Consider the following 25,089-nt stretch of genomic DNA (forward strand, 5'->3'; position numbering starts at 1 on the left):
CAGGCTCTATCCCTTATTCAACAAGCTGTCTAGCTATGTTGTCACCCGTTAAGGACTGTATTAGCTTTGTCAGTCGCTGTCCGCATTCTACAAATGATTCAGGGACGGGATAATCCTAATTTATCGGCAAATTTAGCCTTTTCTGATGAGCAACAACAATGTTTGTTCCAGATTGCGCCCACCTTAGAGGGTAAAACCAAATTGCAACAAAATCCCTTTCCGACTCATTCCTTCGGTTGGGCTACTTGGATTATTGCTCGACTTGGTGGTTGGTCTGGTTACAGGTCTCAAAAACCTCCCGGAATTACTACTTTAGTCCGTGGACTTTATCAATTTGAATCCACCTTTTTTGGTTGGAAACTCGCTCTAGGCCTACTTGTGTGTACACCGTAGGCAAGCGAGGAGGGGAACCAGATTTACAGTGAAATTCGGTTTGTAGAACTGGTAACTCTCTTTGGTTCAGGATCTGTGTATACCCGAGACTCCCAACTCCCCACCTATATGTGCTTTTTAGAATCAATCACGAGATAAATTGCCCAAATCGCCATCGCCCGCAGATAGGTACTAGCACGGAAAGTACCCGATGAAGTAATGGCTTCTGGTGTGCGGAATTGTAAGCCATTGTGGTAAATTTGCTGCACCACAGCCTCTGTCAACTTCAACGCTTCATCCTGCATTCCCATTTGGACGAGAAAAGCCGCGAGTCCAAAGTTAATTCCTGTCCAGACTTCCAACGGATGGGTAGCATTGGGGTTTTCTGGTGAACCATCAGGACGCACACCGTTAGCAGCGCCAAATTCGCCATTACAGAACTTGAGAAAGCAAGAATTATAAACTGTTTGTAACGCAGACAAGGTGCGATCGCTTGGTACAATATCTGGTAATCCCAATAAACGCGCATAGAATTGTCCACACAATTGATCCGCCATCACTACATCAGAACCACTCTCACTATCTAAGCGGAAATACTGACCATTCCAGAGTTTGTCTTGATATACAGGAAGCGATTGTGTTAACCATGTTTCGTAGGTGGATTTTTGTACCGCCAAGTCGCCGAGGTCGCCAAGGTTTTTGTTTGATAGAATTTGGCTAATTGCGATCGCAGCCTCCAAAGCTGCTAACCATAAACCTCCACAATAAGCACTCACACCCTGCAAACGCCAATCATCAAAAGTTTGGTCTGGTGCGCCAGAGTTCTCCGGAATACCATCACCGTCTAAATCAAAAGTTTTCAAATAGTCGAGAGTTTGCACAATTCCCTCCCAACAATCTGCCAAAAACTGGACATCATCCGCACCTGTGAGCAGAAAATCTCGGTATACTTGCAGTACAAAATCACTACCTAAATCTTTCCACAAATTGCAATCTTGATAGCAGGTATAATTTGTTTTTTCCCAAACGTGTTCATTGGGTGCGCCCAAATCGTGGGGTGTTGCACCTGCGACTTTTCGGGCTGCGGTTGTGGTATCTGCGCCAATGGTGTAGTAGTAGCCAATAATACGCTGATGATCATCACTATGGGGAATTGCCCTAGCAAATGCCCGGATTACCGATTTTTCCAGTTCGGGAAACAGATGTAGCAGCCCAAAGGAACCATACAAGCGGACATCGAGACTTTCGTACCAACGATAATCTAAACATTCCAGCACCGCAAATTGACCTATGGGGTCAAGTTCTGAGGCTGCACTCCAGAGAGTTCCTCCGCTAGTTAGGTCATATAGCTCATTGAATAGAGCCATTTTAAACCAGTCGGGTAAGTCTTCTGTGTCAATAATCGGCTGTTGCCAATTTACTACGTTTTTATACCAAATTTGATATTGAGTCAGAGCAGTAGAGGCGATCGCACCGGCATGATTACCATCACGCCCAAAAAAGTCTGTATATCTGCGGTAATAATTAATTCCGGCTGCAAATTCTGTTACAGGGAAATCCCAAGAGAGGACAAAAGGAATGGCTAAAGTTTCCCCTGGTTGGAGAGTGAAACGCAGGGCGATCGCCGCCCCAATTTGTGTATTTTCTAACGCTGGAGTGGCATCTTGATAATTAGGCAAAGAACCATCAGCAGCGAAGCTTTCCCACACATCTGCCCCCGTTCCCGCAGGATTCCATCGAGTATGATAAAATACCTCTACCTGGGGATGTTTAATAGTCGCAATACACCAACTACCATCACCTTCTGCTACTGACTCATCATCAACAACCCGGCTAAAAATACAACTAAAATATTCTGTATTTTCAACTATATAATTGTAATTATCTTGACTATCGTCTAAACGTGGCTGATATTCATAAACCGGACTCCCATCATCCCGTATACGCACCTCTGGAGACTTGAGCGCATTAGTAAACCAGCCCACCATATTTTGCCAAGTCAGCATAATACTCAGCGTAATCGGTGCATTTGTCGGGTTATGAGCCTTCCAGTTAAACACCGCCACAGGATAGCTAGATTCTTGATAATTTTCTGCCCAAATGGGTGAAAACTGTTCACAAGTTAACTGTGCTTTGAAGACATTTTCGTAGACAAACCAACTACGCGGATATAAAGCGTGATAAGTTCCTGTTGAGTGTGTAGCCGTAGATCCTGGATACCATTTCCAAGCTGCGAGACTACCATTCTCCGGCGGTTCTGTAGCCAAAGCATAAGCTTGAGACGATGTACCATCAGATTCAAATACACTAAATTGACAAGCGGGGATATTTTGAAACGTATGTTCACCGCCGTCAATGTGCCACAGATTAAAGTCTCCTCGTGAAGAACGACCGATACAACCCGCACCAAAGCCACCCAAAGGCATACCGTGCCAAGGGCCATCATCAATATTACTGGAATAGCGAACAGTATAGGGCTTGTCCCAGCCTAAGCCAATGGGACGGCTCCAAGTGCAAGCAGGAATTACGGTCGAGCGCAGTTTTGTCATCGCCTGATTGTACAGTGTGGGGGTAAATGCAGTTACGCTTAAAATGAAGTATGGAAGAAATTTTACTTGAATTTGTCAACACGCTTGACTCATCATTTAAAAAGTTACAAGAAGAAGCAGGAATTAATTCAGGTATCTCACAGCTAACCATCAGCCAGTTTCAATACATTGATGCCATCCATCAGCTTGGAGAACCGACCATATTTCCCATGACACCAACACAAGATTATCCAGCCCTGATCTTTTACGATTCTTTCAACTTTGGGAAAGGGGCAAATCGCCTGACTCATCTATTTTTTGAACAAATGATGTGGCAGATGTCCAAATCACTTATCAAGGCATTTTGGAAACAAGAGTTTGGCAATATTCCCCGAAATTTTGTAAATCCCTTTGGGAAACAACGGACTAAATACTATCCAACGATTGTTTCTTGCAGTAATTATGTTTTTCCAAAGCCGCAGGATTGGCCTGAACACGTTCATAACACAGGCTATTGGTTCTTAGACGAGGATAATTGGCATCCCACTGATGAGCTACAGGAATTTTTAGAAAGCGGAACACCCCCGGTTTATGTTGGCTTTGGCAGTCTAGGTGATCCCACTAAAGCCGAGCAAACCACAGCATTAGTCATTGATGCACTGCAACTTTCTGGACAGCGCGGCGTTTTAGCCACTGGATGGAATGGGATGAAGAAACTTGATAAAATTCCTCAAAATATACATATCCTCGAAAGTGCGCCTCATGCTTGGTTATTTCCCAGGATGTCAGCAGTGGTTCATCACGGCGGTGCGGGAACAACCGCAGCTGGGCTAAGGGCTGGCGTACCCAGTATTTTAATTCCCCATGCTAACGACCAATTTGCTTGGGGAAAACGCGTTTATGAAATGGGTGTGGGTGCAAAGCCGATTCCCAAAAAAAAGCTGACGGCTGAAAAACTATCTGCGGCTATTAAGTATGTTTTAACCAAGGAGGTACAGCATAAAGCCAAAGTCTTGGGGGGAAATATTCAAAGCGAAAATGGAGCTTATATAGCGGCTCAGGTGATTACTCGCTGTCTTGAGCAACGGTGAGGCTATCCAATTCTGATTTAGCAACTCCCGTTAAGTCGGCGACTATAACGGGAGAAAACTTTACTCGCTTTTAGAGTTGACGGACTAAAGGCTGACCGTCTTTAACTTCGCCTACTAAAACTACATCTACACAATTCACAAAGATGCCATTTTCCAAAACACCAGGAATATTATTCAGTGTTTTCTCTAGGGTAACAGGGTCATCAATGGAATTAAATCTGACATCTAAGACAAAGTTACCTTGATCGGTAATTACTGGCCCGGCTTTTTTAACACCCATGCGGAGTTCAGGTTTACCACCGAGTTTTTTGATGGCGTTGGTAACAGGGGTAATCGCCATTGGGATAACTTCTACAGGTACGGCAAAAGTAGAACCCAAACGCTCGACTAACTTACCACTATCAACCACAACAATAAATTGTGCTGCTAAGTAATCTACTACTTTTTCGCGGGTATGGGCTGCACCACCGCCTTTGATTAAATTCTTATTGGGGTCAACTTCATCAGCCCCATCAATGGCAATATCAATGTGGTCAACAGCATCTAAGGTGGTGAGAGGTACGCCGTATTCTTTGGCTAGGACTTCTGATTGAAAAGAGGTAGGGATACCCACAATATCTTTAAGTTCACCGGATTTGATGCGATCGCCTAAAAACTGAATAGTATAGGCTGTAGTTGACCCCGTACCCAATCCCACAATAGAGCCTGATTTTACCAAGGCCGCTGCTGCTTTACCAACTTCTTGTTTCATCAACTTTACTGGGTCTACTGTTGCACTCATCCCAAAACTCCTGAAATCTTGACTAAATGGTCTATCAATGCAGACTATACTACATAGTAGACAATTCCCCATTCACTCAGACAAAATCGACTATTATATTCTGAAATTAGATTATTGCACAGATCAATCACAGCACCATAGTAGTTAAGTTATAATATTTATCTGAATCAGTTGAGATTAATTAAATTTTCCAATCATTTATTAACCAAAAATTACTAGGTTATGTATCTACCTAATTTAGGCAACTTTGTCAAGCTAAAATGCGTCATACAGCCCAAGCCAAGATGGTGAAATCATCAAAAAAGGTGTTCACCTCAGTTATTTGTCGATGCAGAATAGCAAAATCAAAATCATGATAAATATGCGAAAGTTGCTAGGTCTTGTTTCCTTAGTATTACTACTACCAAACTTGACATTCAGCGTTGCCAGAGCGCTAGAACCTAGAGATAGTATGCAAAATGAAGCGATTAAACAGGTAATTGCTGCAAACTTAATGACAAATTCACCTGATGGAAACTTTCATCCAGAACGGATGATCAATCGGGCAGAATTAGCAGCAATTTTGGTAAAAGCATTTAACCTCAATCAACGTGAAGTTGGTAAACAACAAGATGTGAGAAATGTCCCAGATGTTCCCTCTTCCCATTGGGCATTTAATGATATTCAGACAGTGCTGAGAACTGATATTATGAGAGGATATCGGGGCAATTTATTCTTTCCAAATCAAAGGGTGACAAGGGCAGAAGGTTTAGCAATTTTTGCCCAAGCCTATGGTGTATTTCAGTTTGGTGATAACACAGTAAACGAAATACTTGCGCCCCATCCAGATGCAGGATCAATTCCAGTTTGGGCAAGAAGAGCGATCGCCACAGTAGTTGCCGAAGGATTCATTAACACAGATACCGAAAATAATATTTCCCCATTACAACCCATGACCCGTGGCGACATGGCCTATGTCTTGAGTCAATATTTACAAAGACAGCAGCCACAACCACAAATGCCAGTAGTGGGGGAGTAGGGAGAAGAAGCAGGGGCGCAGGGAGCAGGGAGCAGGGGGGAGAAGACGGTAACTTCTCAATAACAAATGACCAATGACTAAAACCAAATAATTCTAGACATATCCCTACCGTGGGAAAATCAAAAAATGCTAGAAATAGAGTTTAGAGAGGAACACACTATAGTATGCATCTGAGTGAAATCACCCATCCTAACCAGTTACATGGTTTGTCAATCCGGCAATTGCAACAAATCGCCCGTCAAATTCGAGACAAGCACCTACAAACCGTAGCCGCCAGTGGCGGACATTTGGGGCCGGGTTTGGGAGTTGTAGAGTTAACACTAGGGCTTTACCAGACACTGGATTTGGATCGGGATAAAGTCATTTGGGATGTGGGACATCAAGCTTATCCCCACAAACTTCTCACAGGACGCTACAACGATTTTCATACCCTCAGACAAAAAGCCGGCGTTGCAGGTTATCTTAAACGGTGTGAAAGTAAGTTCGATCACTTTGGTGCAGGACACGCTTCCACTAGTATTTCCGCCGCATTGGGTATGGCTTTAGCGGGAGAATTGAAAGGAGAAAAATTTAAATCAGTAGCCGTAATTGGTGATGGTGCTTTAACTGGAGGTATGGCCTTAGAAGCCATCAACCATGCAGGACACTTACCCAAAACTAAACTGCTAGTAGTTCTCAACGACAATGAGATGTCTATTTCTCCAAACGTCGGCGCGATTCCCCGCTACCTGAATAAAATGCGCCTCAGTCCACCAGTGCAGTTTATCAAAGAGAACTTTGAGGAACAGTTAAAGCAAATTCCCTTCGTGGGTGAATCTTTATCTCCGGAACTGGGACGCATTAAAGAAGGAATGAAGCGTTTAGCAGTTCCCAAGGTAGGTGCAGTCTTTGAAGAACTAGGTTTTACTTACATTGGCCCTGTAGATGGGCATAACCTAGAGGAATTAATTGCTACCTTCCAACAAGCACATGAGATGACAGGGCCAGTGCTAGTCCATGTGATTACTGTCAAAGGGAAAGGTTACGAAATCGCCGAACAGGATCAGGTAGGATACCACGCGCAAAGTCCATTTAACCTCACCACTGGTAAAGCGGTTCCCTCCACTAAGCCTAAACCCCCTGCTTACGCCAAAGTATTTTCCCACACCTTAGTTAAACTGGCAGAACAAAACCCCAAAATTATTGGGATTACCGCAGCAATGGCTACGGGAACCGGTTTAGATAAACTCCAAGCTAAACTACCCAATCAATATATTGATGTGGGTATTGCAGAACAACACGCTGTCACCTTAGCTGCGGGTCTTGCTAGTGAAGGAATGCGCCCTGTGGCTGCTATTTACTCCACTTTTTTACAACGGGCTTACGACCAGATTATTCACGATGTTTGTATTCAAAACTTACCTGTGTTCTTCTGTTTAGACAGGGCGGGAATTGTTGGGGCTGATGGCCCTACCCACCAAGGTATGTATGATATTGCCTATCTGCGCTGTATTCCTAATCTGGTGATGATGGCACCCAAAGACGAAGCCGAAATGCAAAGTATGGTAGTTACTGGTATTAACCATACAAGTGGACCCATTGCCATGCGCTATCCCCGTGGTAACGGCTACGGTGTGCCTCTGATGGAAGAAGGCTGGGAACCTTTAGAAATTGGTAAAGGAGAAATTCTGCGTAACGGTGATGATGTGTTACTCATCGGCTACGGCACTATGGTGTATCCCAGTATGCAAGTAGCGGAAATTCTCAGCGAACATGGTATTGAAGCAACTGTGATCAATGCCCGATTTGTCAAGCCTTTGGATACGGAATTAATTTTGCCCCTAGCGAAGCAAATTGGCCGGGTTGTGACTTTGGAAGAAGGCTGTGTCATGGGTGGTTTTGGTTCTGCTGTGGCGGAAGCATTATTAGATGCTGATGTCGTGGTTCCGGTGAAGCGAATTGGTGTACCAGATATCTTGGTAGATCATGCGACACCAGATGAATCTAAGGCGGAATTAGGTTTAACTAGTCGTCAAATAGCGGAAACAGTTATGACTGCTTTCTTTCAAAAGCAAGCCTCTCCTGTTGTCTAGTTAAGGTTAGACATCTGTTGACAAATTAGGGGCAATTCGTGAATTGTCCCTAGAATTTAATTACCTAATATATAGCTGGGGAGTAGGGAGTAGGGTAAAAGCCTTTCGGTGTATGACTTTTATGATCAGTTTATGTCCTAACGTCCTTGGCGGTTGCTATAAAATATAGCTAAAGTACAAATTTATCTGCGTTTATCTGCGTTTATCTGCGTCCATCTGCGTTAAATTATTATTATTTGTACCTCAGTTAAATGGGAATTGCTACATAAACCGCAACCGTCAATATTTAGTTATTCTAGTTACTCAGGATAACAATTAATGGATAAAGTACCATTATTTGAAACTGAAACATCTACTCTATAATTTTCTAAACATTTTGTCATAGAGTTAGCCTGTCTAATTTCTATATCTTGTGACAGCTTACAACTTTTAAATTGTCCTTTATTATCAAAAGATATATAATTTTTAGCTTTACAAGGAAAGTTAGATATACTTCCATTAGAACTAGACAACCTTAAATTCATATTTTGACCAAGGTTGCAAGCTGCTAATGAGTTATTCGGATGATTAATAATTGTTCCTGGTTCACAAACAATTGATGCTTGGGCAGGTAAAGAAACTACAAAACTAGTTATTAAAAGTCCCCAAGAAGCAGTTAAAAACGCCAAGGAATGAGAGTAAAATTTCATAAATAAATACCGATTGAGTTATGGTATCTATTTTCTCAGTTTTGATATGGTCACGGTGAGAGTTAATTTACTGAAAAATAATTTTGCTAACTTTATCATAACTTCACATTTAATCTTGGTAAAATTCATATTACTATTAACTTGAATCCACCACTAGGGCTTAACCTGTCCCCATCCCAGGGAAAACAATACATATTTAAACTACTGTCCACACTCTGGAAATTTTGAGAAGGTACTAATATTTGAGTCAGTACAACTAAGTATGGTAGTTAAACCATAGCTATGAAATCAGATGCGTTAGCGTAGTTTATCGTAGATATCGCAACTTTAGGGCAGGATATGACTAATTTATTGATGACCACTCTGATCTCAACACCAATTAAAGACCCAGTAGCAGTATTTTTGATGATTTTGGGGATTATGCTGATTGCGCCTCTACTATTTGAAAAAATTCGCCTCCCTGGGATTGTGGGATTAATTTTGGCTGGGGTGGTAGTCGGTCCTAATGGGCTGGGATTGTTGGCACGAGATAGCACAATTATCCTACTGGGTACTGTAGGTTTATTATTTCTTATGTTCATGGCGGGACTGGAAACCAGCCTGGATGACATGAAATATAACGCTGATAAGGCGGTAATTTTTGGCTTGGCTACTTTTCTAGTACCTATGGTATTGGGTACTGGCGGGATGATGGCTATTGGCTACGATTTATTGCCGGCTGTTTTGGTTGCATCTTGTTTCGCCTCCCATACTTTATTAGCACTACCTGTAGCCAGCAAACTGGGGATTATGCGATCGCAGGTAATGACTACCACTCTGGGAGGAACATTAATCACCAATATTTTGGCACTTTTAGTGTTGGCGGTGGTGGTGAGAGCGCATGAAGGTAATTTAACTTTACAGTTTTGGCTATTTCTGATTCCCTCACTGATTATTTATACCTTCCTGATTCTGTGGGGATTACCTCGTCTGGGACGTTGGTTTTTTCAGCGCTTCGGACATGACGAAGGGGCAGAGTTTACCTTTGTTTTAGCTAGTTTGTTTGTGGTTTCCTACGCTGCACAATTAATCCAAATTGAACCAATTATTGGGGCTTTTTTAGCGGGAGTCGCTATTACACAATTGATACCGCAACTTAGCCCGTTGATGAATCGGATTCAATTTATTGGGAATACGCTGTTTGTCCCATTTTTCCTGATTTCTGTGGGAATGTTGGTTAATCCCAATATTTTGTTTCAAGAACCGCGAGCGCTGGTAGTATCAGGTGTGATGGTGACTGTTGCTCTTGTTGCCAAGTTTATCCCGGCTTGGGGTGCAGGTAAGTTATTTGGATTTAATTTTGACAATATTATGGTGCTGTTTGGGTTATCGGTAGCTCAAGCTGCTTCTACTCTGGCGGCGATTACTGTTGCTTTTAATATTGAGTTGGTTGACCAATTGACAGTTAATGGCACTATTGCCATGATTTTAGTTACCTGTGTGGCTTCTCCTTGGGTGACAGCCCAATGGGGACAAAAACTTAAGCCCGGAGAGGTGACAACTGCAACCGCGAAAACAGGAAATATAGGCGATCGCGTTTTAGTTCCTGTTGCTAACCCTAGCACTGAAGATAATCTGCTCCAGTTGGCAATTCTTCTCGCAAAATCGGCTGAAGGAACTCTACTACCCCTTCATATTTTATTAGAGCAAAATTTCGCTATTTCTCCAGAGGATAAAATTCGACAAGACCAATTATTATCTACTGCGGAAATGATTGCCCATGCTGCTGTTAGCAAGGTTACAACTATTGGTCGCATTGATGAATCAATTGATAAAGGTATAGCCCGCGTCGCTGAAGAAGAACAAGCGAGTGTGATTGTCTGCGGTTGGAAGGGTTACTCTACTTATCAGGAAAATTTATTTGGCGGTGTGATTGATAAGATTGTGAATCGCAGTTACGTACCAGTTTTAGTAACTCGGTTTCCTTTACCTATTGAACATACAGCAAGGGTTTTCTTAGCTTTCACCACCCAACAGACTTATGCTAGTTCTTTTAAGCAAAATATCCAATTAGCTAAAAGCTTGGCTACCGAACTGAAAGCATCACTAGAACTTTTACACGTAGTCCCAGTCCGGGGGGCAACTGTGGAACTTACTGATCTAGACTTACCACCGGATACACCAATTCAAAAGGTGCGCGGTAATTTTGTTCGTCAAGTTTCTCGATTACTCAAAACTAATGATTTATTGGTGTTAAATGGGACTGTTGAGCAGAAAAATCAGCTTTTTTCCCTTCTCGGTCATGCACCAGAGGCGATCGCCCGGAGTCATCCTCAAGTTGCGATGATTATTGCTTATTTTCCCCAATAGAAGAGGCAGGGTGTGAGAGGTGTGGGAAGTGTGGGGGGTGTGGGAAGTGTGGGAAGTGTGGGAGGTGTGGGGGGAAAGATTTTTACTTCCCAGTCCCCAGTCCCCAGTCCCCAGTCCCCAGTCCCCAATCCCCAGTCCCCAGTCCCCAATCCCCAGTCCCCAATACCGACGAGTCCCCAGTCCCCAGTCCCCAGTCCCCAATCCCCAATCCCCAATCCCCAGGCTATTTATGTCAAAATCTCTTGTATTCCACTATGTTGTTGATTCTTTCTGATGCTTTACCCTGTTATTTGGCAAAATGATTGTGTTTCTCTAATTGACCAAACTCGTTTACCTAATGAGTATACGGTGGTGCAGATTCACCGCAGCGAAGATATGGCACGGGCGATTAAAACTATGATTGTCCGGGGTGCGCCAGCGATTGGGGTGGCGGCGGCTTATGGTATGTATCTGGGTGCGAGGGAAATTGAGGCGCAAAATCATCACGAGTTTATAGAGGCTTTAGAAAAGGTCGCGGAGTTGTTGCGTTCCACTCGCCCCACAGCAGTTAATTTATTTTGGGCTATTAGCAGAATGATGAGAACTGCTTATGAAACTTTGGGAAGTGTCGCAGAAATTAAACAGAATCTTTTGCAAACAGCCCAAGCGATTAATGCTGAAGATTTACAAACCTGTCAGGCTATTGGTGATCATGGTTTGGCTGCATTACCGAATACCCCTGAAAAGCTCAGGATTTTGACTCATTGCAATGCTGGGGCTTTAGCTACTGCTGGTTATGGTACGGCCTTGGGTGTGGTGCGTTCGGTTTGGCGGGAAGGACGTTTAGAACGGGTGTTTGCTGATGAAACTCGTCCGCGTTTGCAAGGTGCAAAACTCACGGCTTGGGAATGTGTGCAAGAAGGGATTCCGGTGACTGTAATTACTGATAGTATGGCGGCGCATTGCATGAAACAGGGTTTAATTCATGCTGTGGTTGTGGGTGCGGACAGGATTGCAGCGAATGGGGATACTGCGAATAAAATTGGTACTTATAGTGTGGCGATCGCCGCTAAAGCCCATAATATCCCTTTCTTTGTCGCAGCACCGGTTTCTACTATAGATTTTTCGCTGGCTGATGGTAGCCAAATTCCCATTGAAGAGCGTCACCCAGCAGAAATATATCAAGTCGGTGATACTATGCTGACACCTTCGGGGGTTGATTTCTATAATCCCGCTTTTGATGTCACTCCATCTGAGTTAATTACAGCTATAATCACCGAAAATGGGGCATTTACTGCCGGTGAGTTATTAAAATATCATCCTCAGCCTGTGAATACTGCTGATTCCTAACGCTTTTACCACACCCCCCACACTCCCCACACTCCCCACACTTCCCACTCCCTACTCCCCCTACTCCCCGGAGCAAATTTATTTTTTTATTTGCTGATTCCGAAATGCTAACTACGAAAAGTGTAATTAATGTACACGCAAGTCAAACGAGTAACACTTAAAGTTGGAAATATATATGAACAAGTTCATCCCTGCAATTGCTTTAATTCTTTCTTCAATATTAATTACTGGCTGTGGTAATTCTCCCAGTGACAGTGTGAACCAAAATCCAACTAATACTGTGGAGACAAGTCAAACTGAATCTACACCAGAAACTGTCAGTCAAACTCAACCTTCTAGTCAATCAGGAACAACAAAAGTTGTAAATCCAACTCCTAACAATAATCAAGCCAATAATAATCAAACTCCATCAGTTGCTAACAATCAACCCACAACAGGTACAGTCAAAGAGTTAGTTACTGGTGATATTATCTGCTACGCCACCATAGTAGATGAACAGGGTAAAGAACATCGGGTAGGTGCTTCTTTTGAAATTTGTGCAGAATCAGCAAAATATTTGAATAAGAAAGTCCGCGCCTCTTATGAAATCGCATCCTTAAATGATTGCGAAAGTATTGAACCCTGCGGTAAAACTCGTCAAGAATCGATAATTTCCCAAATGGAAATTTTAGGAGAAACATCTTCAAGTCAACCGCAATCCAGTAACACATCTACTTTCAGTAATGGGAAGTGGACAATCACTCTAGGGAATCAAAATTCTTGGGATGGGGTGAATAATACGGGAAATGTGAGCTATCAAGGATGTGATGACCAAGGTAACTGTATTAGCTTAACAGGTGGTAAAGTTAGCTGTCGCAGTGGTGAATGTGTCATGGGTTGGGTGAATGGAGATTATCGATACATTTGGTCAGCACCGATAACTGAAGACGGGACTGGTTCCCCCACCCTGATTGTGCAGCAAGGGGGTAAACAAATCCTCAATGCTACAGGATTCAAAGCCATTCCTAATAGCTAAATTCTATAATTAGGCGATCGCCACTATTAGGGCGCGATTCTGTCACCAGTTGCAGTATCAAAGACAAACAACTGATTTAAATCTAGTTGCAAAGATAAGCGATCGCCTGGACGGGGACGAACATCAGCAGTTGTCTGAATATTTAATACCGCTAGAGAACCGGGTAAACTCGCCCGAATCAAGGTTTCTCTTCCCAAAGGTTCCACAACTTTAACTTCTACAAATAATGGTTCTAATTGACTATTATTCAACGCAGAGTCAACATTAATTGTGATGTGTTCGGGACGAATCCCCAAATCAAAACTTTGACCTGGGCGTAACTCCACTTTTTGTCTGACAGCTGCTGGAACCTCTAAGGATTGTCCGCTAATATCAAAAACATCATTTTTATAGACAGCAGGCAAAATATTCATGGGTGGATTACCCAAAAAAGTTGCTACCATGTGATTAGCAGGAAGGGCATAAATACTTTGCGGATCACCAATTTGCTGAATCCTGCCCTTTTCCAATACCACAATTTTATCAGCCAAGGTCATCGCCTCAACTTGATCGTGGGTAACATAAATTGTCGTAATGCCTAATTGTTGATGTAACTGTTTCAACTCTGCCCTAGTATCATCGCGTAATTGGGCATCTAAGTTAGACAAAGGTTCATCAAGTAAAAATACTTGGGGTTCACGGGCGATCGCACGTCCTAATGCTACCCGTTGTTGTTGTCCCCCAGAAAGTTGTTTGGGTTTGCGGTCGAGGAGATGATCTAGAGATAGCGATCGCGCCACAGTCACCACTCGTTCCTGAATAATTTTCGGGTCAACCTTTCGCATTTTTAAACCAAAAGCGATATTTTCCGCCACGGTCATGTGGGGATATAACGCATAATTTTGGAATACCATTGCTATATCTCGTTGTCTGGCCGGGATATTATTTACCAAGCGATCGCCAATAAACAAATCTCCAGAAGTCGCCGATTCTAACCCCGCAATAGTGCGTAAAATTGTTGACTTACCACAACCAGAAGGTCCCACTAAAACCCAAAACTCGCCATCGGGAATTTCAAAAGTAATATCCTCAATAGCACTGACGTTGTTAAATCTACGTCTAATATCTTTTAACTGAACTTTTGCCATAATCCAATATAGAATGTCAACTTTGAATGTTTAATACCATTTCCGTGTAAAGCTGCGCTGAATTTCCTTCTTTCTTTCTTTGTGTACTATCCCTACGGGACGCTGCGCGAACGTGTACTTCGTGGTTCGTTCCTCCTATAATTCAGCGCATCCTCATAAAGAATTGGTCTAAGTATTCCTACTCCCTACTTATTTCTTAGCCCAAGCCGGGTGAGATAATAAAGAAGCCATCACCCGCACTCCCCGCAGTTGATTAGACAGGGGTAGATGACCTTTAGGAGCGCTTAAATCCCAGGTGAATGAGTTGGGGTATCTAGTCCAGTTATTACCGCTTTTCCAGCCGATTTTCGGCCAGAAACTTTCCCAGTTTTTCCCTAGACTCAACCAAATTTCACGCTGTACCGAAAAGCCAAATTTACCTTCCGAGTGGACTAACCAGAGATGATTAATAGTTTGTAAGTCAACAATCGGGGCGTTTTCCACTTCAGTAAAATACAACCATTTTCTTTGTACAGCACCTGGCCCCGCCATCTCACACATTTTTTGGATACTCATGCGATCGGCTGCTTGGAAGTCTTGAACCGCCAATAGCTGTTGTAAAGGATTGTAATTGATCCCACACTCCGATTTTAGAGGTACAATTCCTTCAGGAAAATAGGTCAGCAAAAACTCTTTCACTTCAGGTGCATTAGAGTTATAGAGGACTTGATAGGCTTTACCATCGATCCAAGTCGCTGGCTGGTCATTTCGTTGCTGTAAAAATTCCATCAACACATCTAATCCCTCATTACCCAAGTCAGCCAACTGAGGAATAATTTGTTGTTGAACTTGAATAGACCCAGCGATTAATGATTGTCGAAGGGAGTCGATGTCAGCAGCACTTGATAAAGTCATTGGGTCTGTCATGCCATTAATCGTGTTAACGTGAGCGTGAAAAAGCGATGGGCTATTGGGTATTCTCCCAGGTGAAGTCCTGATAGCGAAAGGTAGTTTATTGTTGATCGTACAAAATTGCCATAACTTGACTCAATCCCATAGCTTAACCCCAAAGATTTTATCAGGGGAATTAGGGAAAATCTGCGCCTCGTGACTTGGTGAACAAAAGACACAGTAAAATTAGCCAGCTTGTAACAGCAAGATTGTTTAGCGGGCGCTATATCGTTCAGGAGTTTTTGAAGTATGTACGACAAGATTATCCCCCCCACAACTGGAAGCAAAATCACCTTTAAAAATGGTGAACCCATTGTGCCTGATAATCCAATTATCCCCTTTATTCGTGGCGATGGCACAGGTATTGATATCTGGCCTGCTACCCAAAAAGTGTTAGATGCGGCGGTGGCTAAAGCATACAAGGGTCAGCGCCAAATTAGTTGGCTTAAGGTTTATGCTGGTGATGAGGCTTGCGATTTATACGGCACATACCAGTATTTACCTCAAGATACTTTAACCGCTATTAAAGAATATGGCGTGGCGATTAAGGGACCATTGACTACTCCTGTGGGCGGTGGGATTCGTTCTTTAAATGTCGCATTACGGCAGATTTTTGATTTATATGCCTGTGTACGTCCTTGCCGTTATTATGCAGGTACACCCTCGCCGCACAAAAACCCAGAAAAACTGGATGTAATTGTTTATCGGGAAAATACGGAAGATATTTATTTGGGGATTGAGTGGAAGCAGGGAAGTGAAATTGGCGATCGCCTGATTAAAATACTTAATGAAGAACTCATCCCCGCAACCCCAGAACATGGGAAAAAGCAAATCCCCCTGGATGCTGGAATTGGGATTAAACCCATCAGCAAAACCGGTTCTCAGCGTCTAGTCCGCAAAGCCATTAAACACGCGTTACTCTTACCCAAAGAAAAGCAACAGGTAACACTGGTGCATAAGGGTAACATCATGAAGTATACCGAAGGGGCTTTCCGTGATTGGGGTTATGAATTAGCCACTAGTGAATTTCGCGCTGAATGCGTCACCGAACGGGAATCTTGGATTTTAAGCAACAAAGAAAAAAATCCGGATATTTCCCCAGAAGCTAACGCCCGTCAAGTTGACCCTGGCTATGATTCCCTGACACCAGAGAAACAAGCGCAAATTGTCCAGGAAGTGGAAACCGTTCTCAGCACCATTTGGGAAACCCACGGTAACGGTCAATGGCAAGATAAAATCATGGTCAATGACCGGATTGCTGATAGCATTTTTCAACAAATCCAAACCCGACCAGATGAGTATTCTATTCTCGCCACAATGAACTTAAACGGCGATTATTTATCTGATGCTGCTGCGGCCATTGTCGGCGGTTTAGGCATGGGGCCAGGGGCAAATATAGGTGATGCCTGTGCCATATTTGAAGCTACCCACGGGACTGCACCCAAACACGCCGGCTTAGATCGGATTAATCCCGGTTCGGTAATTCTTTCCGGGGTGATGATGTTGGAATTTATGGGTTGGCAAGAAGCCGCAGATATGGTAAAGAAAGGTTTAGGGGATGCGATCGCCAACAGTCAAGTTACCTATGACTTAGCCCGGTTACTAGAACCACCAGTAGAACCCTTAAAGTGTTCTGAATTTGCCGACGCAATCATCAAAAATTTTGGTTAACTTTAGCTAACCGTAGGGTGGGTTAGCTATAGCGTAACCCACCATCATCCTGAGATTACCATCTCCCCGCTTTCCAATCTTCGCCACCTGATAACTTAGTTAAACTTTCGGCAACAATTGCAGGTAATTCCTTAGCTGAATAGGAATAAGTTAGTATTAAAAACTGCAAAGCATTTTCAATTAACTTAGTTCTATCGATTATCTCCGCCAGTTGAAATTGACTGTATTTACCATTCATCACTTCTAAACTAGCATCGGCGATCGCATCTTCAATCACTTCTTCCTCTATCAAAGTTTCCCATTCACCTTGATTGACATAATAAGATTTATGATTATCTTTGATATTTAGCTTTTTAATTTCTCGAATGGAATTGCGAATAGAAGCCACCCAAGAATTTGTTAATCGCTGTTCTAGCTGATTTTTAATTAAATGAATCAACAAAATATTCACATAAGATTTTATATTACGCAGAATTGCTTGTTTACTCATCCCCTCTAACTCATCAACAATCGCCAAAGCATCTGCGTAACGTCCTTGTAAAATACTATTTCTGAGGTCTGTGAGTTCCTGTGTCATTGCTTACCATCTCCCCGCTTTCCAATCTTCGCCACCTGGTAACTTAGTTAAACTTTCTGTCACAATTGCAGGTAATTCCTTGGCTGAATAGGAATAAGTTAACACTAAAAATTTTAAAGCATTTTCGATTAACTTAGTTCTGTCTATAATATCCGCCAGTTGAAATTGACTGTATTTGCCATTCATCACTTCTAAACTAGCATCGGCGATAGAACTTTCAATTACTTCCTCCTCTATCAAAATTTCCCATTCATCTTGATTGACATAATAGGATTTTTTGTTTTCTTTGAGATTCACCTCTTGAATTTCTAAAATTGCATTGCGAATAGAAGCTACCCAAGAATTTGTTAATCGCTGTTCTACTTGATTTTTAATTAAATGGATCAATAAAACCTTAAGATAAAATTTAATTTGCCGCAGAATCGCCTTTTTACTCATCCCTTCTAACTCATCAACAATCGCCAAAGCATCTGCGTAACGTCCTTGTAAGATGCTATTTTTGAGGTCTTTCAGTTCCTGTGTCATTATTATTAACCTCCATCAAATGATCATTCAAAGCGGGGATGATGTAGATTGTGCGCCTAATTAAGCGTTTTTGCGGAATCCATATATTTTGTCTTGGTGTTACATATTGGATAGATGCAGATACCGCCATATTAATATGTCTAGACAGAAAAAAGAGCCTAAAGGATGTGGATGCGGAAATATTCCCATCTCAGTAATTTTACTTTTTTTAGGAATGAGTTGGTGGTTTTTGAGCCAAAAAAGTAATCGAGATATGATCGCCAATGTATTTACTAACCTTGTATCTCAGCATCAACAAACAGCTATACCAATATTGAATCCCACTCCCACACCTGTTTTCAGTCCTAAACCTACAGTTACTCCCACACCTACAGTTACTCCCACACCTGCGGTTACTCCCACTCCTACAAATACCGTAAAGCCTGATACCAAGCCAGAACCAGTTGCAGCAAAAACCCCTGTTCAACAAACACCAGCACCTCAAAATGCTTGGGAGAAAAAAGCAATTAGAGGGATTTATTTCAGCCGTTACCATATTACTAATAATGCTAACGAACAAACCATTCGTCAAAGGGTGCGTTTATATCGTTCCCAAGGATTTAATACAATCATTCATGGCGTTTGGGGTAATGGTTGTACAATGTACAATAGCGATGTCATGCAGAAGAAATTGGGGTTTAAAAGTTGTCCCAATAAATTCCAAGATAAATGGCTAGATTGGTTAATTGATGAAGCCCATCAGCACGGAATGCAAGTTCATGCTTACTTTGAAAAAGGAATTAAAATCGATAAAAATAGTCCTATCTTTGATTTAGCGATCGCCCGTAGGTGGATTGTCCCCGGAGTAGATAAAACTTACCCTGGTGTTGATCATTATGTTCTGGATGTTGAGATACCTGAAGTTGGTAACTTCTTTAAAAATATCTCCGTCGAATTTGTCACAAAATATCCCCAAATTGATGCAGTGCAGTGGGATGATTATTTAGGCTACCATGCCGAGCTACCAGGACAACTAGACCGTACTGCTAACTTAACAGCCTTTGTCCAACAAATGGTCAGCGCAATTAAAGAAGCTAACCCCAACGTCAGTTTTGATGTTTCCCATCATAATCCCTATTGGGCTAAAAGATACTTTGCTGCTGATTGGCCAAACTGGAACGCCGATAGAGTGTTTATTCAAGTTTATAATGATGACAATTTCCAAGAAGAATTAAAATACGTGAAAAATGTTGATGGAATTGGCATTAGTGATGATCAATTTCATCGATTAGAAGCAATAATTAATAACCCAAAAATCAAAAGTGTTTTAGTTTTTCCCATAGATGGAAAACCCGAAAAAACTGCTGCTAATTTGCAAAAATTGGTAGAGTCGATAACAGAGAAGCAATAACTAATTTTTACGCATCAAAGATACGTTAGTGTAGTGTCTCTGTTTGGGAAAAATAAAGAGGATTTCAGAAAGTTTTTCCGTAAGTCATAAATATTTGCAAAGTCTTATCAGATGATATAATAAAACATTGTCACTAGGTGTAGAGTTATGACTTCTTTAACATTAAACCTAGATACGGTTCAGCTTACAGACGAACAATTTTATCAGCTCTGTCAAAATAATCAGGATTTGCAATTTGAACGCAGCGCCACCGGAAAATTGATTATTATGTCACCAGTAGGAGGAGAAAGCGGGAACCGAGAAGCTGATTTAATTATTGATTTAGGAATCTGGAATCGGCAAACAAAACTCGGTTATACTTTTAGTTCTTCTACTATATTTAAATTACCCAATGGTGCAGATCGTTCGCCTGATGCAGCTTGGATTGAAAAACAACGTTGGGAAGCACTAACACCCGAACAAAAACGCAAATTTCCCCCAATTGCACCAGATTTTGTTATGGAATTAAGATCAGCAACAGACGATTTGCAAATCTTACGTTCCAAAATGGCAGAATATCTGAATGCTGGGGTAAAATTAGCATGGTTAATCCATCCCCAACAGCAGCAAGTAGAAATTTATCGTCAAGGACAAACTGTCCAAATCCAAAATTTGCCCACAGAATTATCAGGTGAAGATATATTACCGGGATTTATTTTAAATTTATCGTGTTATTAAATAACATTCTAATTCCAGATTACTTTACTGACTAAAAAGGTAATTTAAAATTAGACGAAGTGTTTCATAAAGGATTTTGAGTAGGTATACCAACAGCACGAGGAAAATCAGGTGGGGTATTCACAACTTTGCGTAGGTAAATACAGTGACGAATGCTGTTAGTTAAAGGTGTGGTAAATTGATCAACTAATTCAACAACTCCACCCAATTGGTTAACTGCATTTTGCAAAGATTTTGTTTCCTCCTCTGTCCAATTACCCCGATAAATTACCGCTAAACCACCCTGTTTAAGTAATGGTAAAGTATATTCTGCACAAACAGCAGCATTACCTACAGCGCGAATTAAAGCCACATCGTAAGTTTTGCGGTGCTGGGGATGATGTCCGATTTCTTCTGCTCTCCCAATCAAAGTTTTGGCATTGGTAAGAGTCAATTGAATCAAGGTTTCGTTAATAAAATTAATTTTTTTGCGGGTAGAATCTACCAAGGTAATTGTAGAATTAGCCATAGTTATTCCTACGGGTAGACCGGGCAAACCTGCACCTGTGCCAATATCAATTACAGCAGCATTTTCTGAGAGGGATGGGATAAATTTTCCTTGTGGTGCAATTCCGCGCAATGAATCCCAAAGATGTTTTTCCCAAAATTCTTCGGTGTCGGTAATGCGAGTTAAATTTAACTGTTGATTACCTACCACAATTAATTCATACAACTGCTGAAACTTTTGCTGCTGTTGTTCGTTGGGTTGCCAATTTAGGGTTTGCTGCCATATTTCTGCCATTTCTGGCAATATGGGAATTGTTGAGTTAGTCATTGGTTATTAGTTACTGATGATGGCGGGTTACGCTGTGATTAACCCACCCTACGATTTTGGGGAAATCCTTTGGTGATGAGTCAACGGTTATCGCTGTCACACAGCTTCTTGAGCTTTAGCTTTCAGTATGGCTGGGTCTACTGATTGTAATTCACCGTGGTTCAGTGTCCAACATTGGTCGGCGATCGCCAGCATATCCCCAGCATCATGAGTCACTACCAATAGTGTCCAATCTTTTTTCAGCTTCCCTAATAAATTTACCAGTTGCCGACGCATTGACCAATCTAACCCCGCCGTCGGTTCATCTAATAACAATAAATTCGGCTGACGAATCAATTGTACCGCCAAAGCCAAACGCCTCTGCTGTCCACCACTTAAAGCATGGGGAGGGGTGGAAAGTGATAAATCCTCTAATCCCACTTCCTTTAATGCTCCCCTGACTCTCTCTGAGCCTAATTCTGGATGTCCTAACCGTAATTCTTCTAAAATATTACTACCGCAAAAGTGTCTTTCTGGAAATTGAAAGACTAACCCAGCTAATTGTTGTAACTGTTCTGCTATCAGTGATTGTTCCCGCCAAAATAGGGAACCTGAAGTTGGTTCGGCTAATCCTGACAAAATTTCTAGTAAGGTACTTTTACCGGAACCACTGGGGCCAATAATCATACCTAACTGCTGGGGGACTAATTCCAGATTAATTGATTTCAAAATCGGTGTAGGGCTGGCTGTGGGATGATAAGTGAGATTTTTCAGATAGAGCATTTGTGAGGATTAATAAAAAGTTGGCGGATTACTTCTAAGAGTAATTAGGAAATAATATTACTGAAATTACCAGTTTTTTGGCAAGAATATTGCTAATAACTGGAGAAATATAGCCTTTCACGGTTGAGTAAAATACAATCACCCATCCCCGCAAGCGAGGATGGGACTATGATGTACTTCATTTGATTAGTAAACGCTATATAAAGTTGTGTTTTTCTAAATTGTGCATTGTGGCAGATTTTACTTTTAACAAAAGAGACAAAAATGGGAACTTCGGGAAATAACTGGAGTCTACCTGTGTAGAATATTTGGGTTGAAACTCACACAAATTCTAGTTAACTTTTTTTGGGATTCTAAGTAACAGATACCACAATTTTAACCGCATTTTTTATCAGGGTAACAATGAATAAACAGTTTTTTATTTTCAAATCTGTCAGGTTGGTGAAATTCTCTCGACTGACTGTGAGTAGTTTTGCAGCTGCGATCATCGGACTAACTTTTGGGCTTAATCCTACCCTAGCATGCGATCCGTTTCGCCCTAATGCACCACGGAATATTGGAGACAATACAGAAGCGGCTTTTAACGCGATTTTTCAACAGGGAAATTATCCAGTAGCAGCAAGTTACTTAGAAAAAGCCATTTCCAGTGAACCTAATGAACCTTTAGCCTATGCAATGAAGGCTTCTCTAGCTTATATAAATCAAGATTTGACGACACTGGAGAATTATAGCCAGAAAACCCTAGAGGCGGGAAAAAATTTGATTGCTACAGACGAATTGCGTGGTAATATATACGCGGCTGTAGGGCATTTTTTTGAAGGTGCAACTATTCTCACCCGTGAGGGTACACTTAAGGGAGCGCCTCAAGCGTTAACTAGGCTACGTCAAGTTTATCAACATTTAGATAGAGCTGAAGCGATCGCACCTCAAGATCCAGAGTTGAATTTGCTCAAAGGTTACATGGATTTGATGTTAGCTGTGAATTTACCCTTTGCAAATCCTGATGATGCGATCGCCAGATTAAAAGCAAATGCTGCACCTCAATACTTAGCAAATAGAGGTATAGCCCTAGCTTATCGGGATTTAAAACAATATCCCCAGGCTTTGGAATATGTCAATAGTGCTTTAAAATCAACTTCAGAACACCCAGAGTTATATTATCTGAAAGCTCAAATTCTCAGAGAACAAGGAGAAAAAGCTAAAAGTCGGTCAATAACTCAAGAGGCGATCGTAAATTTCGACAAAGCCTTAACTAAAAGATCCCAACTTCCCGCCGATTTAGTCAGACAAATTGAACGTGAACGTAACAATACAGTCAACCAATTGAATAATTTAGGCGCTTAATTGGGAATGGGGAATACTTTTGTCCGGACGCGATCAATCGCGTCTCCCCATTACCAATGCTGATATGCTTATGTTTATCGAGAGTAAAAATATTCCCCAACTATGCAAATTCAGTTCCGTGAAATTAACCCTTTTGATGTGTGGATTTGGCTAAAGTTCAGTACAATTCCTTCTGGGAGAGAAAAGCAATATGTAGAAGAAGTTTTTAATTCCTGGTTTTATTTGGGTAAATTAGGCGCATTTAATGCCGAAAATCTCCAAGTTCAAGATACAGGACTGGAAATTAGTTATATGAATTATGACCCAGAAGGGTATGATAAGAGCTTATTAGCACTCATGCACAATATGGGTGAATTTGAGTATGAAGGACAGTGGGCGCGTTGTTGGTTGGATATGGGGACTGCTGATGCGATCGCACTGGATATTTTAATCAATGCTCTGAAACAGTTAAATCAGGAATATGTCACCATTGAAGAATTATACATCGGTGGCGAAAACGAAGATTGGCCTGTAGAAGATAGTGACAACCCCAATCATTCCATGTACGATAATTAACTAGATTACTAAAACCTCAAAACCGACACTTTCCACATTCTCGGAGACTTTGCAATGAGCAAATTCGGCAAAATTCGCGTCTTAGCTTTAGGATTGATCCGGGATGGGGAGCGCATTTTTGTTTATGAAGGCTACGAATCCGTAAAGCAAGAAACTTATTATCGCGCTTTAGGTGGTGGAGTTGACTTTGGCGAAACCAGTCAAGCTGCTTTACAAAGAGAATTTCAAGAAGAAATCCAAGCAGAGTTAACCAATATTAAATATCTAGGTTCCATAGAAAATATTTTTACATTTAATGATCAGCAAGGACACGAAATTATTCAAACTTATGAATGTGATTTTGTGGATTCCAAATTTTATCAGTTGGAAAGCTTAATATTTTCTGAATCAAAAAACCATCAACATAAAGCACTATGGGTAGATATTGCTGAATTTAAATCTGGTAAATTAAGATTAGTCCCCGGAGAGTTTTTGACCTATTTGTAAACTATTAATTGAGTAAATCAGTAATTTTTACGAATTATTACTCATATCTATCCTTCTTGGATTTAATGACTTTGATAATATCATCATGTTGTTGACCTTCGATGATATCTTTTAAATGTATTTTGCCTTCAATATATTGAATATGAATACGCCATCCTGATATTTTATCAATATCGGCTCTGTATATAGCTTGCTTAATACCTGTAACTTTATGCAGTCTGGTTTTAGGAAAACTTCTGGTTCTATGACACTCATTATCTTCTAATTCAGCTAAAGCCGCGAGAAAATCCAGCTTTAACTCTTCTGGTAAAATCTGAATAGCTTCATGGATGACACCATACTCATCTAAAAGAGGCTTAATTTGTGCCATTACCGAGAATGAACCTCAAACTCTTGATTCTCTACAGTGAAGTCTTGGTAAAGAGTTTCTGCAACTGAATTATATGCTTTTGGTGCATCTTCAGGCTTGACGGCTCGAAATAAAGTTATCACTGTCCGATCAAAAATGGGATCATCATCAATAGTGAGGATTATTCTAATTTTCTCATTAATTTTCAGAGAATATATCGAAGAATCATAATTTTCATTCAGTCTGATATTTCTTAACTGTGTGCTGTTTTTGTAAAAAAGTTTTGTATCTATTGAAAGAAACTCAACGTATTTATTCAGTTTCTTAATAATCTTAAATTTTTCTGTATTACTAAATTTCTCTAAATCCTGCTCGAAATCTTTTGTAGATTCAATAAGTATATCCATCGCCATCGCTCCTGGGATTAAATCCCCAACTTACTTTAAATCTAATCCTATTTTCGTGCAAAAGTATGTTGAATTTTTTCTTTGTGTCCTTTGTACCCACATTCCGCACCCTAAACTGTCACAGATAAAAAAAGCCATCAAAGTAGTACAAAATAACTAAAGGCAAATCAAAGGTTCAGAGATTTAATGAG

The 25,089-nt window shown here is 41.3% G+C and carries 23 protein-coding genes and 1 pseudogene; 13 read left to right on the forward strand and 11 right to left on the reverse strand.

Annotation, left to right across the window (positions count from 1 at the left end):
* Positions 1 to 54: 54 nt before the first annotated feature.
* Positions 55 to 393, forward strand: a pseudogene (locus ACM0OP_RS18385) (IS4-like element ISSysp3 family transposase); the annotation flags it as partial.
* A 104-nt stretch (positions 394 to 497) separates the two neighbouring features.
* Here ACM0OP_RS18385 and ACM0OP_RS18390 read toward each other — a convergent pair.
* The gene (locus ACM0OP_RS18390; protein WP_414529868.1) at positions 498 to 2,921 is read right to left on the reverse strand and encodes a GH116 family glycosyl hydrolase; all 2,424 of its coding nucleotides are present in this window, start codon (positions 2,919 to 2,921) and stop codon (positions 498 to 500) included.
* A 50-nt stretch (positions 2,922 to 2,971) separates the two neighbouring features.
* Here ACM0OP_RS18390 and ACM0OP_RS18395 point away from each other — a divergent pair, with 50 nt between their 5' ends.
* The gene (locus ACM0OP_RS18395; protein ID WP_414529869.1) at positions 2,972 to 3,991 is read left to right on the forward strand and encodes a glycosyltransferase; all 1,020 of its coding nucleotides are present in this window, start codon (positions 2,972 to 2,974) and stop codon (positions 3,989 to 3,991) included.
* Positions 3,992 to 4,061: 70 nt separating this feature from the next.
* Here the strand turns inward: ACM0OP_RS18395 and rpiA are convergent, their stop codons facing one another.
* Positions 4,062 to 4,772, reverse strand: coding sequence for a ribose-5-phosphate isomerase RpiA (rpiA, locus tag ACM0OP_RS18400; protein WP_414529870.1), 711 nt, complete (start codon positions 4,770 to 4,772; stop codon positions 4,062 to 4,064).
* A 361-nt stretch (positions 4,773 to 5,133) separates the two neighbouring features.
* Between rpiA and ACM0OP_RS18405 the strand changes: the two genes are divergently transcribed.
* Complete coding sequence (locus ACM0OP_RS18405; RefSeq protein ID WP_414529889.1) at positions 5,134 to 5,790, forward strand: S-layer homology domain-containing protein; 657 nt, start codon at positions 5,134 to 5,136, stop codon at positions 5,788 to 5,790.
* 164 nt (positions 5,791 to 5,954) lie between these two features.
* Positions 5,955 to 7,862 (forward strand): 1-deoxy-D-xylulose-5-phosphate synthase, encoded by a 1,908-nt coding sequence (gene dxs, locus ACM0OP_RS18410; protein ID WP_414529871.1) that lies wholly within the window; start codon positions 5,955 to 5,957, stop codon positions 7,860 to 7,862.
* A gap of 299 nt (positions 7,863 to 8,161) precedes the next feature.
* Here the strand turns inward: dxs and ACM0OP_RS18415 are convergent, their stop codons facing one another.
* Positions 8,162 to 8,551, reverse strand: a complete 390-nt coding sequence (locus tag ACM0OP_RS18415) for a hypothetical protein (RefSeq protein WP_414529872.1) — start codon at positions 8,549 to 8,551, stop codon at positions 8,162 to 8,164.
* Between the two features lie 339 nt (positions 8,552 to 8,890).
* On the opposite strand from ACM0OP_RS18415, the gene ACM0OP_RS18420 reads away from it, so the two are divergent.
* From ACM0OP_RS18420 to ACM0OP_RS18430, 3 genes are all read left to right on the forward strand, one after another.
* Positions 8,891 to 10,900 (forward strand): cation:proton antiporter domain-containing protein, encoded by a 2,010-nt coding sequence (locus ACM0OP_RS18420; protein ID WP_414529873.1) that lies wholly within the window; start codon positions 8,891 to 8,893, stop codon positions 10,898 to 10,900.
* A gap of 273 nt (positions 10,901 to 11,173) precedes the next feature.
* Positions 11,174 to 12,229: an S-methyl-5-thioribose-1-phosphate isomerase gene (mtnA, locus tag ACM0OP_RS18425; RefSeq protein WP_414529874.1), complete on the forward strand. Its 1,056-nt coding sequence runs from the start codon at positions 11,174 to 11,176 to the stop codon at positions 12,227 to 12,229.
* Positions 12,230 to 12,404: 175 nt separating this feature from the next.
* Positions 12,405 to 13,244, forward strand: coding sequence for a hypothetical protein (locus ACM0OP_RS18430; protein WP_414529875.1), 840 nt, complete (start codon positions 12,405 to 12,407; stop codon positions 13,242 to 13,244).
* 26 nt (positions 13,245 to 13,270) lie between these two features.
* On the opposite strand, the gene ACM0OP_RS18435 is transcribed toward ACM0OP_RS18430, so the two are convergent.
* Both ACM0OP_RS18435 and ACM0OP_RS18440 read right to left on the reverse strand, forming a co-directional pair.
* Complete coding sequence (locus tag ACM0OP_RS18435; protein ID WP_414529876.1) at positions 13,271 to 14,371, reverse strand: ABC transporter ATP-binding protein; 1,101 nt, start codon at positions 14,369 to 14,371, stop codon at positions 13,271 to 13,273.
* Between the two features lie 189 nt (positions 14,372 to 14,560).
* Complete coding sequence (locus ACM0OP_RS18440; protein ID WP_414529877.1) at positions 14,561 to 15,277, reverse strand: GUN4 N-terminal ARM-like repeat domain-containing protein; 717 nt, start codon at positions 15,275 to 15,277, stop codon at positions 14,561 to 14,563.
* A 273-nt stretch (positions 15,278 to 15,550) separates the two neighbouring features.
* On the opposite strand from ACM0OP_RS18440, the gene ACM0OP_RS18445 reads away from it, so the two are divergent.
* Positions 15,551 to 16,972 (forward strand): NADP-dependent isocitrate dehydrogenase, encoded by a 1,422-nt coding sequence (locus tag ACM0OP_RS18445; RefSeq protein WP_414529878.1) that lies wholly within the window; start codon positions 15,551 to 15,553, stop codon positions 16,970 to 16,972.
* A 55-nt stretch (positions 16,973 to 17,027) separates the two neighbouring features.
* Here ACM0OP_RS18445 and ACM0OP_RS18450 read toward each other — a convergent pair whose 3' ends face one another.
* Together ACM0OP_RS18450 and ACM0OP_RS18455 are read right to left on the reverse strand one after the other, a co-directional pair.
* Complete coding sequence (locus ACM0OP_RS18450) at positions 17,028 to 17,549, reverse strand: DUF29 family protein (protein ID WP_414529879.1); 522 nt, start codon at positions 17,547 to 17,549, stop codon at positions 17,028 to 17,030.
* 3 nt (positions 17,550 to 17,552) lie between these two features.
* Positions 17,553 to 18,074 (reverse strand): DUF29 family protein, encoded by a 522-nt coding sequence (locus tag ACM0OP_RS18455; protein ID WP_414529880.1) that lies wholly within the window; start codon positions 18,072 to 18,074, stop codon positions 17,553 to 17,555.
* Between the two features lie 136 nt (positions 18,075 to 18,210).
* On the opposite strand from ACM0OP_RS18455, the gene ACM0OP_RS18460 reads away from it, so the two are divergent.
* Positions 18,211 to 19,464, forward strand: a complete 1,254-nt coding sequence (locus tag ACM0OP_RS18460; protein ID WP_414529881.1) for a family 10 glycosylhydrolase — start codon at positions 18,211 to 18,213, stop codon at positions 19,462 to 19,464.
* 147 nt (positions 19,465 to 19,611) lie between these two features.
* On the forward strand, positions 19,612 to 20,181 hold the full coding sequence (locus ACM0OP_RS18465) for a Uma2 family endonuclease (protein WP_414529882.1): 570 nt from the start codon (positions 19,612 to 19,614) through the stop codon (positions 20,179 to 20,181).
* A 64-nt stretch (positions 20,182 to 20,245) separates the two neighbouring features.
* On the opposite strand, the gene rsmG is transcribed toward ACM0OP_RS18465, so the two are convergent.
* Both rsmG and ACM0OP_RS18475 read right to left on the reverse strand, forming a co-directional pair.
* Positions 20,246 to 20,995 (reverse strand): 16S rRNA (guanine(527)-N(7))-methyltransferase RsmG, encoded by a 750-nt coding sequence (gene rsmG, locus ACM0OP_RS18470; RefSeq protein WP_414529883.1) that lies wholly within the window; start codon positions 20,993 to 20,995, stop codon positions 20,246 to 20,248.
* A gap of 96 nt (positions 20,996 to 21,091) precedes the next feature.
* Positions 21,092 to 21,757 carry an ABC transporter ATP-binding protein gene (locus ACM0OP_RS18475; RefSeq protein ID WP_414529884.1) on the reverse strand — a complete coding sequence of 222 codons (666 nt, stop codon included), beginning with the start codon at positions 21,755 to 21,757 and terminating at the stop codon, positions 21,092 to 21,094.
* A gap of 402 nt (positions 21,758 to 22,159) precedes the next feature.
* Here ACM0OP_RS18475 and ACM0OP_RS18480 point away from each other — a divergent pair, with 402 nt between their 5' ends.
* The 3 genes from ACM0OP_RS18480 to ACM0OP_RS18490 all read left to right on the forward strand — a co-directional run bounded on the left by ACM0OP_RS18480 (position 22,160) and on the right by ACM0OP_RS18490 (position 24,142).
* The gene (locus ACM0OP_RS18480) at positions 22,160 to 23,101 is read left to right on the forward strand and encodes a Sll0314/Alr1548 family TPR repeat-containing protein (RefSeq protein WP_414529885.1); all 942 of its coding nucleotides are present in this window, start codon (positions 22,160 to 22,162) and stop codon (positions 23,099 to 23,101) included.
* A gap of 102 nt (positions 23,102 to 23,203) precedes the next feature.
* A complete protein-coding gene (locus ACM0OP_RS18485) occupies positions 23,204 to 23,656 on the forward strand; it encodes a DUF3531 family protein (protein WP_414529886.1) in 453 nt (150 codons plus the stop codon).
* A 54-nt stretch (positions 23,657 to 23,710) separates the two neighbouring features.
* The gene (locus ACM0OP_RS18490) at positions 23,711 to 24,142 is read left to right on the forward strand and encodes an NUDIX hydrolase (RefSeq protein WP_414529887.1); all 432 of its coding nucleotides are present in this window, start codon (positions 23,711 to 23,713) and stop codon (positions 24,140 to 24,142) included.
* Between the two features lie 37 nt (positions 24,143 to 24,179).
* Here ACM0OP_RS18490 and ACM0OP_RS18495 read toward each other — a convergent pair whose 3' ends face one another.
* Entirely contained in the window at positions 24,180 to 24,512 is a 333-nt protein-coding gene (locus ACM0OP_RS18495; RefSeq protein WP_414529888.1) for a hypothetical protein, read from the reverse strand.
* A complete protein-coding gene (locus tag ACM0OP_RS18500) occupies positions 24,512 to 24,898 on the reverse strand; it encodes a hypothetical protein (protein ID WP_414529890.1) in 387 nt (128 codons plus the stop codon). Before ACM0OP_RS18500 ends, ACM0OP_RS18495 begins: the two co-directional genes overlap by 1 nt.
* Between the last annotated feature and the right edge of the window lie 191 nt (positions 24,899 to 25,089).

The organism is Nodularia chucula CCY0103 (assembly GCF_963923915.1).
GTDB classification, from domain to species: Bacteria; Cyanobacteriota; Cyanobacteriia; order Cyanobacteriales; family Nostocaceae; genus Nodularia; species Nodularia chucula.